At 68.9% G+C, this 13707-nt stretch carries 11 protein-coding genes; 5 read left to right on the forward strand and 6 right to left on the reverse strand.

The window, feature by feature from the left end; genetic code table 11:
* Positions 1-250 precede the first annotated feature (250 nt).
* Complete coding sequence (locus AC3WRR_RS06760; protein WP_492296510.1) at positions 251-2050, forward strand: potassium/proton antiporter; 1800 nt, start codon at positions 251-253, stop codon at positions 2048-2050.
* A 32-nt stretch (positions 2051-2082) separates the two neighbouring features.
* Here the strand turns inward: AC3WRR_RS06760 and AC3WRR_RS06765 are convergent, their stop codons facing one another.
* The 3 genes from AC3WRR_RS06765 to AC3WRR_RS06775 form a co-directional block, all read right to left on the reverse strand.
* Positions 2083-3078 carry a Bug family tripartite tricarboxylate transporter substrate binding protein gene (locus tag AC3WRR_RS06765; RefSeq protein WP_010813681.1) on the reverse strand — a complete coding sequence of 332 codons (996 nt, stop codon included), beginning with the start codon at positions 3076-3078 and terminating at the stop codon, positions 2083-2085.
* Between the two features lie 27 nt (positions 3079-3105).
* A complete protein-coding gene (locus tag AC3WRR_RS06770) occupies positions 3106-3561 on the reverse strand; it encodes a DUF2214 family protein (RefSeq protein WP_011615824.1) in 456 nt (151 codons plus the stop codon).
* A 94-nt stretch (positions 3562-3655) separates the two neighbouring features.
* Positions 3656-4876: a CaiB/BaiF CoA transferase family protein gene (locus AC3WRR_RS06775; protein ID WP_010813679.1), complete on the reverse strand. Its 1221-nt coding sequence runs from the start codon at positions 4874-4876 to the stop codon at positions 3656-3658.
* A gap of 298 nt (positions 4877-5174) precedes the next feature.
* Between AC3WRR_RS06775 and alaS the strand changes: the two genes are divergently transcribed.
* The gene (alaS, locus tag AC3WRR_RS06780) at positions 5175-7799 is read left to right on the forward strand and encodes an alanine--tRNA ligase (protein WP_439670838.1); all 2625 of its coding nucleotides are present in this window, start codon (positions 5175-5177) and stop codon (positions 7797-7799) included.
* 62 nt (positions 7800-7861) lie between these two features.
* Here alaS and AC3WRR_RS06785 read toward each other — a convergent pair whose 3' ends face one another.
* The 3 genes from AC3WRR_RS06785 to AC3WRR_RS06795 form a co-directional block, all read right to left on the reverse strand.
* On the reverse strand, positions 7862-8629 hold the full coding sequence (locus AC3WRR_RS06785) for a slipin family protein (RefSeq protein WP_010813677.1): 768 nt from the start codon (positions 8627-8629) through the stop codon (positions 7862-7864).
* Between the two features lie 2 nt (positions 8630-8631).
* Positions 8632-10131 carry an NfeD family protein gene (locus tag AC3WRR_RS06790; RefSeq protein WP_492296512.1) on the reverse strand — a complete coding sequence of 500 codons (1500 nt, stop codon included), beginning with the start codon at positions 10129-10131 and terminating at the stop codon, positions 8632-8634.
* 102 nt (positions 10132-10233) lie between these two features.
* A complete protein-coding gene (locus AC3WRR_RS06795) occupies positions 10234-11127 on the reverse strand; it encodes a LysR family transcriptional regulator (RefSeq protein WP_492296514.1) in 894 nt (297 codons plus the stop codon).
* Between the two features lie 129 nt (positions 11128-11256).
* On the opposite strand from AC3WRR_RS06795, the gene AC3WRR_RS06800 reads away from it, so the two are divergent.
* The 3 genes from AC3WRR_RS06800 (at position 11257) to AC3WRR_RS06810 (ending at position 13683) form a co-directional block, all read left to right on the forward strand.
* Positions 11257-12522, forward strand: coding sequence for a YbfB/YjiJ family MFS transporter (locus AC3WRR_RS06800; RefSeq protein ID WP_492296516.1), 1266 nt, complete (start codon positions 11257-11259; stop codon positions 12520-12522).
* Positions 12523-12665: 143 nt separating this feature from the next.
* On the forward strand, positions 12666-13442 hold the full coding sequence (locus tag AC3WRR_RS06805) for a class II aldolase/adducin family protein (RefSeq protein ID WP_492296518.1): 777 nt from the start codon (positions 12666-12668) through the stop codon (positions 13440-13442).
* Between the two features lie 52 nt (positions 13443-13494).
* On the forward strand, positions 13495-13683 hold the full coding sequence (locus AC3WRR_RS06810; protein ID WP_010813672.1) for a 4-oxalocrotonate tautomerase: 189 nt from the start codon (positions 13495-13497) through the stop codon (positions 13681-13683).
* The last annotated feature ends 24 nt before the right edge of the window (positions 13684-13707 follow it).

Genomic DNA, 13707 nt, shown 5'->3' on the forward strand with positions numbered 1-13707 from the left:
GGCAGGGTGGAAGTTAAGGGGGCGACCTTTCAGCTACCTTTCAGATGTCTGCAAACAGGGTCATGCTGAGGGTATCCCCTAGTGAAAGAGCGCTTAAAAGTGCCGCCAAGCCAAGCTGGGAGCGGGTTGGCGGGCCGTGGCGCCAGTCGCTGCGCTATTATCCGGGGCGGTCTTGCGCCGCGCGGCGCTACCCGCCGCTGAAAGGTTTGAAAGGTTCCGCAAGGAACCACTACGCAACGCGAGGAGCGGTTTGGAGAGCATTGACCACATCATTCTGATCGGCGCCGTCGTGATGTCGCTGGGCATCGTGCTGGGGGCTTTCTCGGCACGCCTGGGCGTGCCGTTCCTGCTGGTCTTCCTGGCCGTGGGCATGCTGGCCGGCGTGGACGGGCCGGGCGGCATCCGTTTCTCCGATACCTGGCTCAGCTTCCTGGTCGGCAACCTGGCGCTGGCGGTGATCCTGCTCGATGGCGGGCTGCGCACGCGCTTTGCCACCTTCCGGGTGGCGCTGAAACCTTCGCTGTCGCTGGCGACCGTGGGGGTGCTGGTGACGGCAGCGCTGGTCGGCGTGTTCGCCGCGTGGCTGCTGGGCATCGACTGGCGGCTCGGGCTGCTGCTTGGTGCCATCGTCGGCTCGACCGACGCGGCCGCGGTGTTCTCGATGCTCAATAGCAGCGGCATCCGGCTGAAGGAGCGGGTGGCGAGCGTGCTCGAGATCGAGTCCGGCATCAACGACCCGATGGCGATCTTCCTGACCCTGACGCTGATCGAATGGCTGACCGCGCCTGACGGCCTGACGCCGCTGGGCCTGGTCACGCGGCTGCTGGTGCAGTTCGGCGTGGGCGGGCTGCTCGGCCTGGCGCTCGGCTATTGCCTGGCCCGCGTGCTGGAGCGCATCCGCGTGGCCGAAGGGCTGCAGGCGATCCTGCTGTGCTCGGGCGGCGCGATGGTGTTCGCGCTGGTGCAGAGCGCCGGCGGCAGCGGTTTCCTGGCGGTGTACCTGACCGGCATGCTGATCGGCAACCGCGAGCGCGCGGTGACGTCGGACACCATGCGCGCCATGGACGGCATGGCCTGGCTGGCGCAGTCGGCCATGTTCCTGCTGCTGGGCCTGCTGGTGTCGCCGCACCGGATCTGGGAGGTGGCCGGTCCGGCGGTGGCGGTGGCGGCCTTCCTGATGCTGGTGGCGCGGCCGGTGGCGGTGTGGCTGGCGCTGCTGCCGTTCCGCTTCAATGCGCGCGAGACCGGCTTTATCGCGTGGATGGGCCTGCGCGGCGCGGTGCCGATCGTACTGGCGCTGTTTCCGCTGCTGCGCGAGGTGCCGCAATCGGGGCTGCTGTTCCGCATCGCCTTTGCCGTGGTGCTGGCCAGCCTGCTGTTCCAGGGCACCACGGTGTCGGTGGCGGCGCGCCTGGCGCGCGTGCGGCGCCCCGGCTACCCCGAGCCGCTGGCGCGTTCGCGCCTGCGCGGCACGCGCGCGCCGATCCTGGAGGTGATGCAGTTCGAGGTGGGGCCCAATGCGCCCGTGGAGAACGTGCGCGCCGACCAGCTGGAGCTGCCGCCGCGCTGCCGGCTGCTGACGGTGGCGCGCGACGATGCGCTGGCGGCGCTGGATCAGACCGTGCTGCGCGCCGGCGACAGCGTCTCGGTGCTGGCGCCGGTGACGACCCTGCCGATGCTGTCGGCGCTGTTCCAGGCACCGGGCCGCGCGCCTACCTGGGAGCAGGCCTCGCATGATTTCCTGATGTCGGGTGATGCGCTGCTGCGCGACGTCGCGGCGCTGTACGGCACGCGCGCGCTGACCCCGGAAGAGGAGCCGCTGACGCTGGAAGCGGCGATGCAGCGGGCCTTCACCTCGCCGCCGGTGGAAGGCGACAGTGTCGCGATCGCCGGCCTGCCGCTGACGGTGACGCGCATGGAAGGCGCGCAGATCCTGCAGGTGGGGTTGCTGCTGCCGCGGCTGGACGGGGATTCGGGCGGGCGGCTATGGCCGCCGCGCCGGCGCAAGGACGGGGCAGAGCGGAGCGGGGAGGGTGCCGAGGCGGAGTAATGACAAAAAAGGCGGCCATGGCCGCCTTGTTTTCAATCCACCTTCGCCCCGGATACCTTCACGATCTGCGCGTATTTCTTCAGCTCGCGCTGGATCAGCGCCGCGAACTGCTCGGGCGTGGTCGGTGCCGGCTGTGCGCCGATGCGGGCCAGGCGTGCCTTCATCTCGTCGGTCTTCAGGATTGCCACGATCTCATGGTTAAGCCGCTCGACGATCTCGCGCGGGGTGTTGGCCGGCGCGAACACGCCGAACCACGTCGAGATGTCGAAGCCTTCCAGGCCCAGCCCCTTGCCGGCTTCCGCGATGGTCGGCAGTTCCGGGAAGGCCGCGGCGCGGCTGGCGGTGGTGACCGCAAAGGCCTTCAGCTTGCCCGCCTTGATATTGGCCGAGGCCGAAGCCAGGTTGTCGAAGATCAGGTCGGTCTGGCCCGACAGCACCGACAGCTGCGCCGGTGCGGCGCCGTTGTACGGGATATGGACCATGCTGACCTTCGCCATGCTCTTGAACAGCTCGCCCGACAGGTGGCCGGCGCTGCCGTTGCCGCCCGAGGCGTAGTCCAGCTTGCCCGGATTCTTGCGCGCGTACGCGACCAGGTCGCGCACATTGTTGATATGCAGGTCGGCGGCCTTGCCCGGGTGCATCACCAGCACGTTGGGGACGTCGGCCACCAGCGTGATCGGCGCGAAGTCCTTGACCGGGTCGTACGGCATCTTGCTGAACAGCGTCGGGTTGATGGCGTGCGTGGCCACCGCGCCCATGACGATGGTGTAGCCGTCGGCCGGCTGCTTGGCGACGTAGTCCGCGCCCAGGTTGCCGCCCGCGCCGGGCTTGTTCTCGACCACCACCGGCTGGCCCAGGCTGTCGCGCAGCTTCTCGCCGATGGCGCGCGCGACGGTGTCGAGCGGGCCGCCGGCGGGGTAGGGCACCACGAAGCGGACCGGCTTGGTCGGGTAGGCATTGGTGGCCGCCACGGCGGCGGCGGGCAGCAGGGCCGCGGTCAGCGCGGCGGCAAGCAGTTTCTTCAGCATGTTTCGGACTTCAGGGGATTGGGATTCTTATCTGGCGCCGATGCCCCGCGCCATCATGACCGCGCACAGCGGCAGCAGGATCACCAGGTGGGCTTCGATCATCACCCAGCGGCGGGCGGCCTTCAACTCGGACGGCGGCGGCACGTAATCCGGCAGCCGGCGCGCCTGCTTGCGCCAGCGCGCGATGGCGAAGGTCGGCGGCAGCGAGCACAGCGCGATCAGCACGAACACGCCCACCTTGGCATGGAACCACGGGTTGTGCAGGTAGAAGTCGGCGCCCTTGGCGCCGTAGAACAGGCGCAGCAGGCCGGTGCCCAGCACCACCATCGCCGACAGGAAATAGAACAGGTCGTACAGCGACAGGCGCCGCACCGCGGCCGGCGTGATTTCCGGGCGCAGCACCACGGCCTCGGCGGCCATCAGGGTGATCAGGACGAAGATCGCAAGGAAATGCAGGAAGGACAGTATGGCGTCGGTCAGCATGGATTCTCCTTTGCCTTTGCTTCAGTGGGGACTGAACTGCTTCGGGAAGGCACCGGCGGGGGCACCAGGGCCGCCCGCCGGCAGGAGGAGAATCTTACAGCACACCCTTTGCACGCAGCGCTTCGATCTGCTCAGGGCCGTAGCCCAGCGTCTCGGCCAGCACCGTGTCGGTGTGCTCGCCCAGCAGCGGCGGGTGGCGCAGCGCCTGCGGCGGCGTGGCGCTCATCTTGATCGGGCTGCCCACCAGCCTGACCTCGCCGGCGCTGGGGTGGGGCAGGTCCACGCGCAGGCCGCGCGCCTTGACCTGGTCGTCCTCGAACACGTCGTCGAGGGTGTTGATCGGGCCGCACGGCACGCCGGCGGCCTCCAGGTCGCGGATCCACTGGGCGCGGGTGCGCGGGCGCACCATCTCGGCCAGGATCGGCACCAGCACGTCGCGATTGGCCACGCGCTGCGGGTTGGTGGCAAAGCGCGGGTCGTCGGCCAGCTCGGGCTTGCCGCCGTCGGTGACGAACTTGCGGAACTGCCCGTCGTTGCCCACCGCCACGATGATCCAGCCATCGGCGGCCTGGAAGGTCTGGTAGGGGACGATATTGGGGTGCGCATTGCCCCAGCGGCGCGGCGCCTGGCCGCTGGCCAGGTAGTTGGTGTTCATGTTGGCCAGCATCGCCACCTGCACGTCCAGCAGGGCCATGTCGATGTACTGGCCCTCGCCGGTGCGGTCGCGGTGCGCCAGCGCCGCCAGCACGGCGATGGTGGCGTACTGGCCGGTCATCAGGTCGGAAATGGCCACGCCGGCCTTCTGCGGGCCGCCGCCGGGCAGGTCGTCGCGCTCGCCGGTCAGGCTCATGAAGCCGCCCATGCCCTGGATGATGAAGTCATAGCCCGGGCGCGCGGCGTACGGGCCGGTCTGGCCGAAGCCGGTGACCGAGCAGTAGATCAGGTCGGGCTTGACCTGCCTGAGCGACTCATAGTCCAGGCCGTACTTCCTGAGCTGGCCTACCTTGTAGTTCTCCAGCACCACGTCGCTCTGCGCCGCCAGCTCGCGCACGATCTGCTGACCTTCCGGCGTGCTGATGTCGCAGGTCACGGAGCGCTTGTTGCGGTTGGCGGCCAGGTAGTAGGCGGCTTCGGCGGTGTCGCGGCCGTCCTCGTCCCTGAGCCAGGGCGGGCCCCAGGTGCGGGTATCGTCGCCGGCGCCGGGGCGCTCGATCTTGATCACGTCGGCGCCGAAATCGGCAAGGTTCTGGGCGCACCACGGCCCGGCAAGGACGCGGGTCAGGTCGAGGACGCGGAGATGGCTTAAAGCTCCCATGGCGGTAGTCAATGCAGTGGGTAAGGCGGGGGATCGGTCGCAACGGCGAGGGGTCGGCGCGCCCCTGCAAACAGGGGCCAGCACGGGTTGCCTGCAATGTACCACCGGCAAATCGCCGGCGCGGCTTTGGGTGCTTTATAAGGCGCTTGTGGCGATGGGATTTGGGCGATAGCCGGCCGGCTCCCCGGCGCCATGCCTGACGTGCCCGGCAGGCTGCCTTGCCCGTATAATCAACGGTTTGCAAATCCAATACTGATTCGTCGCGCCCGGCCACGCCAGGGCAAGCGTCCGCCATCCCATGAAAGTCTCAGACATTCGCAGCAAGTTCCTGCAGTTCTTCGAATCGAAGGGCCATACCGTGGTCCGCTCGTCCAGCCTGGTGCCGGCGAACGACCCGACGCTGCTGTTCACCAACTCCGGCATGGTGCAGTTCAAGGACGTGTTCCTGGGCACCGACAAGCGCCCGTACACCCGCGCCACCTCGGCGCAGCGCTCGGTGCGCGCCGGCGGCAAGCACAATGACCTCGAGAACGTGGGCTACACCGCGCGCCACCATACGTTCTTCGAGATGCTGGGCAACTTCTCGTTTGGCGACTACTTCAAGCGCGATGCCATCCTGTACGCGTGGGAACTGCTGACCAAGACCTACCAGCTGCCGGCCGAGAAGCTGTGGGTGACGGTCTACGCGGAAGACGACGAGGCCTACGACATCTGGGCCAAGGAAGTGGGCGTGCCGGCCGAGCGTATCGTGCGCATCGGCGACAACAAGGGCGCGCGCTACGCCTCGGACAACTTCTGGCAGATGGCCGACACCGGCCCGTGCGGCCCGTGCTCGGAAATCTTCTACGACCACGGCCCGGACGTGTGGGGCGGCCCGCCGGGATCGCCCGAGGAAGACGGCGACCGCTACATCGAGGTGTGGAACCTGGTGTTCATGCAGTTCAACCGCGACGAGCAGGGCAATATGACGCCGCTGCCCAAGCCGTGCGTGGACACCGGCATGGGCCTGGAGCGCATTGCCGCGGTGCTGCAGCACGTGCACAGCAACTATGAGATCGACCTGTTCCAGGCGCTGATCAAGGCCGCCGCGCGTGAAACCCATATCGACAACCTGAACCAGAACTCGCTCAAGGTCATCGCCGACCATATCCGCGCGTGCTCGTTTCTGATCGTCGACGGCGTGATCCCCGGCAACGAAGGCCGCGGCTACGTGCTGCGCCGGATCATCCGCCGCGCCATCCGCCATGGCTACAAGCTGGGCCAGAAGACCCCGTTCTTCCACAAGATGGTGGCCGATCTGGTCGAGCAGATGGGCCAGGCTTATCCCGAACTGGCTGAAGCCCAGTCGCGCGTGACCGAAGTGCTGAAGGCCGAGGAAGAGCGCTTCTTCGAGACCATCGAGAACGGCATGTCGATCCTTGACGCCGCACTGGCCGACCTGAAGCTCAAGGGCGGCAAGACGCTGGACGGCGAACTGGCGTTCAAGCTGCACGACACCTTCGGCTTCCCGCTGGACCTGACGCAGGACGTGTGCCGCGAGCAGGAAATCGGCGTGGACGAGGCCGCCTTCGACGCGGCCATGAACCGCCAGCGCGAGCAGGCGCGCGCCGCCGGCAAGTTCAAGATGGCCGCCGGCCTGGAGTACACCGGCGACAAGACCGTGTTCCACGGCTACGAGAAGCTGGAACTGCCGCAAGCCAGGGTCACCGCGCTGTATGTGGACGGCGCCGCCGTGAACGCCATGCAGCCGGGCCAGACCGGCGTGGTGGTGCTCGACAACACCCCGTTCTACGCCGAGTCCGGCGGCCAGGCCGGCGACCAGGGCGTGCTGAAGGCAGGCAATGCCGTCTTCGCCGTGACTGACACCACCAAGATCCAGGCCGACGTGTTCGGCCACCAGGGCACGCTGGAAGGCGGCGCACTCAAGGTGGGCGATGCCGTGTCGGCCCAGGTCGACGCGCAGCGCCGTGCGCGCACCGTGCGCAACCACTCGGCCACCCACCTGATGCACAAGGCTCTGCGTGAAGTGCTGGGCAGCCACGTGCAGCAGAAGGGCTCGCTGGTGGATGCGGACAAGACCCGCTTCGACTTCTCGCACAACGCGGCGCTGACCGACGAGCAGATCCGCCGCGTGGAAGAGATCGTCAATGCCGAGATCCTGCGCAACGACGACACGCATGCCGAGATCATGCCGTTCGACGACGCGGTCAAGAGCGGCGCGATGGCACTGTTCGGCGAGAAGTACGCCGACGACGTGCGCGTGCTGTCGATCGGCACCTCAAAGGAACTGTGCGGCGGCACCCACGTGCACCGCACCGGCGACATCGGCCTGTTCAAGATCGTGGTGGAAGGCGGCGTTGCCGCCGGCATCCGCCGCGTGGAAGCCATTACCGGCGACAACGCGCTGCACTACCTGCAGGGCCTGGACGCCAGGCTGAACGAAGCCGCCGCCGTGCTGAAGGCCCAGCCGTCGGAGCTGGTGCCGCGCATCGGCCAGGTGCAGGACCAGGTGCGCGCGCTGGAGAAGGAGCTGGAACGCCTGAAGAGCAAGCTGGCCGCCTCGCAGGGCGACGAGCTGGCCGCGCAGGCGGTCGACATCAAGGGCCTGAAGGTGCTGGCCGCGCAACTGGACGGCGCCGACGTCAAGACCCTGCGCGAGACCATGGACAAGCTCAAGGACAAGCTGAAGAGTGCGGCCATCGTGCTGGGTGCGGTGTCCGACGGCAAGGTCAGCCTGATCGCTGGTGTCACCGCCGATGCCACGGGCAAGGTCAAGGCCGGCGAGCTGGTCAACTTTGTCGCGCAGCAGGTGGGCGGCAAGGGTGGTGGCCGTCCCGACATGGCCCAGGCTGGCGGCACCGAGCCGGCCAAGCTGCCGCAGGCGCTGGCTGGTGTCAGCGAGTGGGTGGCGACCAAGGTCTGAGCGGCTGAGGGGGGCAACCCCCTCAGACCCGGCAACTGCTAATGGCGCTTCGGCGCCATTTTCTATGGGCGCTCGTCGCCGGGCGGCTTGCCGGCGAGCCGGTTGAGAATGTCGATCGGCAGCGGGAAGACGATGGTGGAACTCTTGTCCCCTGCAATCTGTGTCAGCGTCTGCAGGTAGCGCAGTTGCATGGCCTGCGGCTCGCGCGCCAGCATCTGGGCCGCTTCCAGCAGTTTCTCCGAAGCCTGCAGTTCGCCCTCGGCATGGATCACCTTGGCGCGCCGCTCGCGTTCGGCCTCGGCCTGCCGCGCAATCGCGCGGATCATGGTTTCGTTGAGGTCGACATGCTTGATCTCGACGTTCGAGACCTTGATGCCCCAGGCGTCGGTCTGGGCGTCCAGCGCCTGCTGGATGTCGAGGTTGAGCTTCTCGCGCTCGGCCAGCATCTCGTCCAGCTCGTGCTTGCCCAGCACCGAGCGCAGCGTGGTCTGCGCCAGCTGGCTGGTGGCTTCCAGGAAGTTCGCCACCTGGATGATGGCGCGTTCCGGATCGACCACGCGGAAGTACACCACCGCATTGACCTTCACCGAGACGTTGTCGCGCGAAATCACATCCTGCGGCGGCACGTCCATCACCACCGTGCGCAGGTCCACCCTGACCATCTGCTGCACGGCGGGGATCAGCAGCACCAGGCCCGGGCCCTTGACCCGCCAGAAGCGTCCGAGCATGAACACCACGCCGCGTTCGTATTCGCGCAGCACGCGGAACGAGGTGATCACCAGCAGTGCCAGCAGGAAGATCAAACCGCCGAAGCTGAATCCGTAGGCCATGGTCAGGCTCCCTTGTCTGGCGTCGGTTGGGGTGGAGTTGTCGGGACAAGCGGGGCGTTGCCGGCGGCGATCACCTCGAGCACCAGGCCCTTGCGCGCGGTGACGACCACCGGCGTGCCGCGCGGCAAGGAGCTGGCGCTGTGCACGCGCCAGGTCTCGCCGCGCACCGTGGCCCAGCCTTCCTCGCGCAGGTCGTCCAGCATTTCGCCGCGGGCGCCGACCAGGGTGTCGGCACCGCTGACCACCGGGCGCTTGCGCGAGCGCACCAGCATCGCCGACATGCCGAACACGAAAATCGCGGACAGCGCTGACATCGCCGCCACCATCGGCAGCGGCACGCCGAAGCCCGGCACGTCGGTGTCGATCAGCATCACCGCGCCAAAGGCAAAGGCGATGATGCCGCCCACGCCCAGCGCGCCGAAGGTCGGCAGGAACAGCTCCGCCACCATGCAGCCGATGCCGAGCGCCACCAGCGCCAGCCCGGCGTAGTTCACGGGCAGCATGTGCAGCGCGAACAGCGCCACCAGCAGGCAGATCGCGCCGGCAATGCCGGGCACCACCATGCCCGGCGTGGAGAATTCGAAGATCAGGCCGTAGATGCCGATCATCAGCAGCAGCAGCGCCACGCTGGGCTCGGTGATCACGGCCAGGAAGCGGTTGCGCCAGTCGGGTTCCAGCGTCACCACCGGCGCATTGGCGGTGTGCAGCACGCCGGCCTTGCCGCCGGCAGCGGTGATCGAGCGGCCTTCAACCTGGCGCAACAGCGCGGGCAGGTCGGGGGCGACCAGGTCGACCACGCGCTGGGCCAGGGCCTCGTCGGCCGACAGGCTGACCGATTCGCGCACCGCGCGTTCGGCCCACTCGGCATTGCGTCCGCGCAGCTGGGCCAGGCCGCGGATATAGGCCGAAGCATCGTGCATTTGCTTGCGTTCCATCGCGTCGGCCCGCGCTGGCTCGCTGGCGGGGGTGGAGGCGGGCTTGGCGCCGGGCAGGGCCTCTGGCTTCTGCGGCCCGCCAATGCCGACCTGCACCGGGGTGGCCGCGCCCAGGTTGGTGCCCGGCGCCATTGCCGCGATGTGGCTGGCGTAGAGGATGTAGGTGCCGGCACTGGCCGCGCGCGCGCCGCCGGGATAGACGTAGCTGGCCACCGGTATCGGCGAGGCCAGGATGGCCTGGATGATCTCGCGCATGGACGCGTCCAGCCCGCCCGGGGTGTCCATTTCCAGCACCACCAGCTGGGCGCCGCCCGCGCGCGCGCGTTCCATGCTGCGCAGGATAAAGCTGGCGCTGGCGGGGCTGACCGCACCCTTGAGCGGAATCACGTAGACCGGCGCGGTTGCCGTGGTCGTGACGGTGGCGGCAGGCGCCGAGGCGCCGGAGGGCGGCGCCGCACGGGCACCTGGGCCGGCGAGGGCAACGGCGCCGCACGCCAGCGCCAGGCCGGCCAGCAGCCGGCCGGACATCGGCCGAAGGGCCCGCAGCAGCGCGGTGGCAGGTTTCATGAGAGGGGCGGGGCACGCAAGGTGCCGTGATGGCGCCACTTCAAGTGTAGGCCACCGGGCACATCTTGCACGCGGGCTGCCTCGGGCCCGCGCGCCGGGCGCTCAGGCCGCCGCCAGGTCCGGCCTGGCCGAGGGGCCGGGTGAGTGGGCGGTGAGCGTGTCGATCAGCGCATGCAAGGCCGCGCTGGCCATGGACGGATGCCAGGCCAGCAGCGTGCGCACGCGGCCGGCCGCGCCCAGGCTGTGCTGGCGGATGGCGGGCAGGTCGCGGTACAGCCCCAGCACCGAGCGCGGCACGATCGCCGCGCCGATGCCGGCCGCGACGCAGGCGACGATGGCATGGTACGAGCTCAGCTGCAGCACGCGCGGCGTCGGCGCATCGCCGCTCACATACCAGTTCTCGAGCCGGGCGCGGTAGTTGCAGCCGGGCTCGAACGCCAGCAGCGTCGGCACCTCCAGGTCGGCCGCGGTGCGCACCGGGCGATGGCGGGCGCGCGTGATCACCACCAGCTCTTCCTCGAACACCGGGACGGCGCTCAGTGCCGGGTCGGTCAGCGGCTCGGCGACAAAGGCGCATTCGACTTCGAAGCGCGCCAGCGCATCCAGCGCCTGGCGCGTGGCCAGCGTCACCAGCTCCAGCTGCACCGCGGGCCAGGCCTGGTGGTACGCGGCCAGCACATTGGGCAGGCGGCTGGCGGCGGTGCTCTCCATCGAGGCAATGCGCAGCCGGCCGTGCGGCCGCGCCGGCAGCACCGCCTGGCGTGCCTCTTCGGTCATGCTGAGGATGCGGCAGGCATAGTCGAACAGGGTCTGCCCGGAAGGCGTCAGCACCATGCGCCGGCCGTCGCGCACGAACAGGTCGACCCCGAGCGACTGCTCCAGCTGGCGGATGCGCGTGGTGACATTGGACTGCACCCGGTGCAGCCGCTCGGCCGCACGGGTGATGCCGCCGGCTTCGACGACGGCGCGGAAGATCTCGAGGGCGGCAAGGTCCATGCGGGACTCCTGAGGCTATTCATCTCTTATCAAGATGCATGACATCTTGATAATTCATTTTTTGGGATGCTGAAGCCAGCGTAGCATACAGGCATCGCAATGCAACCGCTGCCCCGCCAGCCTCCAGCCATGCCGAACCCCCACAGCCTCGACCCTGAACACCCCGCCGCTGCGCGCGTGGCCACCCGGGCGTCGGCACGGCGCGAAGCCGGCGCGGTGGCGGTGGCCATGGCCGGCCTGGTATCGCTGGCGGTGGTGATGGGCATCGGCCGCTTTGCCTTTACGCCGCTGCTGCCGATGATGCTGCATGACGGCACCGTCACGCTGGATCAGGGCGGCTGGCTGGCCACGGTCAACTACATCGGCTACTTCGCCGGCGCCGCAGTGTGCATGTTCATCCGGCCCGACGCGGTGCGCATGGTGCGCTGGGGCCTGGCCGCAACGGTGCTGCTGACGCTGGGCATGGCCCTGCCGGGCGGCATGGCGGCATGGTCGCTGTGGCGCGCCGCCGCGGGCGTGGCCAGCGCCGTGGTGATGGTCTACACCGCGGGGTGGTGCCTGCAGCGGTTGGCGGAACTGGGCAAGCCGGAACTCGCCGGGCTGATCTTCTGCGGGCCGGGGCTGGGCATCGTGGTCACTGGGCTGGGTGCATCCGGCATGGTCGGTGCGGGCTGGCATGCGGACTATGGCTGGCTCGCGTTCACGGCGCTGGCGGTGGTGCTGGTGGCGGCGGTCTGGCGGATCTTCGTCGCGCAGCCGGCTGTGCCGATGACGGCGACGGCGGCGGCGGCGGCATCCCCGGCGGCAGCCGACACCGGCGCCGCGCGGCTCGATGCCCAGACCTGGGCGCTGACCTTTGCCTACGGCCTGGCCGGCTTCGGCTACATCATCACCGCGACCTTCCTGCCGGTGATTGCGCGCGAGGCGCTGCCCGGCACGGTCTGGGCCGACCTGTTCTGGCCGATCTTCGGCGCGGGCGTGACGGTGGGCGCGTTCCTGGTCACGCGGGTCGGCATGGCGCACGACAACCGCAAGCTGTTGACGCTGCTGTACGGCATGCAGGCGCTGGGCGTGGCGATCGCGGTGGTGTTCCCGACCGTGGCCGGCTTTGCCCTCAGCAGCCTGCTGGCGGGGCTGCCGTTCACCGCGCTGGTGGCGTTTGCGATGCGCGAGGCGCGGCGCCAGTGGGGGCCGCAAGCGGCGCGGCTGATGGGCCTGATGACGGCGTCCTACGGCCTGGGCCAGATCGCCGGGCCGCCGCTGGCAACCGCGCTGGTGGCGCGCACCGGCGGCTTTGCCGGTTCGCTGGCGTGCGCGGCGGCGGCGCTGCTGCTCGGCGCGCTGGTGTTCGCCTGGATGTGCCGCGCCTGGCCGCTGGCGGCTGCCCGGAGCTGATCGGCAAGGTGCGCTAAAGTATTGCCTTTGCCGCCTGGCGCGCCACGCGAGCGGCTGCCGCGCCTGGCGTGCAGCCCGTGGCGCGCCACAGAAGGCCGGGGCCGTACCCGGCACGCGAGACCGGGCGGCGCAGGAGCGACCCCATGTCTTTTGCCTTGCAGCCCGCGCGTGCCGCGGGTGCCCCCATCCGGCCCGTTTCCGCCGAAGAACAGCGTGTGCGCGTCGACCTGGCCGCCGCCTACCGCCTGGCCGCGCGCGAGGGCTGGGATGACCTGATCTACACCCATATCTCCGCCACGGTGCCGGGCGAGTCCGACCACTTCCTGATCAACCCCTTCGGCTTTGCCTTCGACGAGATCCGCGCCAGCGACCTGGTCAAGATCAACGGCCGCGGCGAGGTCGTCGGCGCGACCGTGCATCCGGTCAATGTGACCGGCTTTGCGCTGCACGCCGCGGTGCATGCGGCGCGCGCCGACGCGATGTGCGTGATGCACCTGCATAACACCGCCGGCATTGCCGTATCGGCGCAGGCCGCCGGGCTGCTGCCGCTGTCGCAGCACGCGATGCGCTTCCACGGCCGCATGGCCTACCACGACTACGAAGGCCTGGCCTTCACCACGGCCGAAGGCGCGCGGCTGACCGCATCGCTGGGTGGGCATCCCGCCATGCTGTTGCGCAACCACGGCACGCTGACGGTGGGCCGCACCGTGGCCGAGGCCTATGTGCTGATGGCGACGCTGATCAAGGCCTGCGAGGTCCAGATTGCCGCACAGGCGGGCGGTGCGCTGGTGCAGCCAGGCGCGGCCGTGGCGGACAAGACCTCGGAGCAGCTCTACGACAACGGCGCCGTCGAAGGCGTGATGGAGTGGCCCGCGCTGCTGCGCAAACTGGATAGAATCGATCCTTCATACCGGGACTGAGCGGGATCGATTTCCCGCCGCGACTCAACCACATTCATCAAAGGAGCATTGCATGCCGACTTTCCACGTCGAAATGTTTGAAGGCCGTACCATCGAGCAGAAGCGCAAGTTTGTCGAGGAAGTGACGCGCGTCAGCTGCGAGACCCTGGGCTGCTCGGCCTCGGCCGTCGACATCATCATCACCGACATCAAGCGCGAGAACTGGGCCACCGGCGGCGAGCTGTGGGCCGACAAGAAGTAAGGCTCCATTCAGCCCCACACTGAA

The organism is Cupriavidus sp. FW305-3-2-15-C-LB2 (assembly GCF_058787575.1).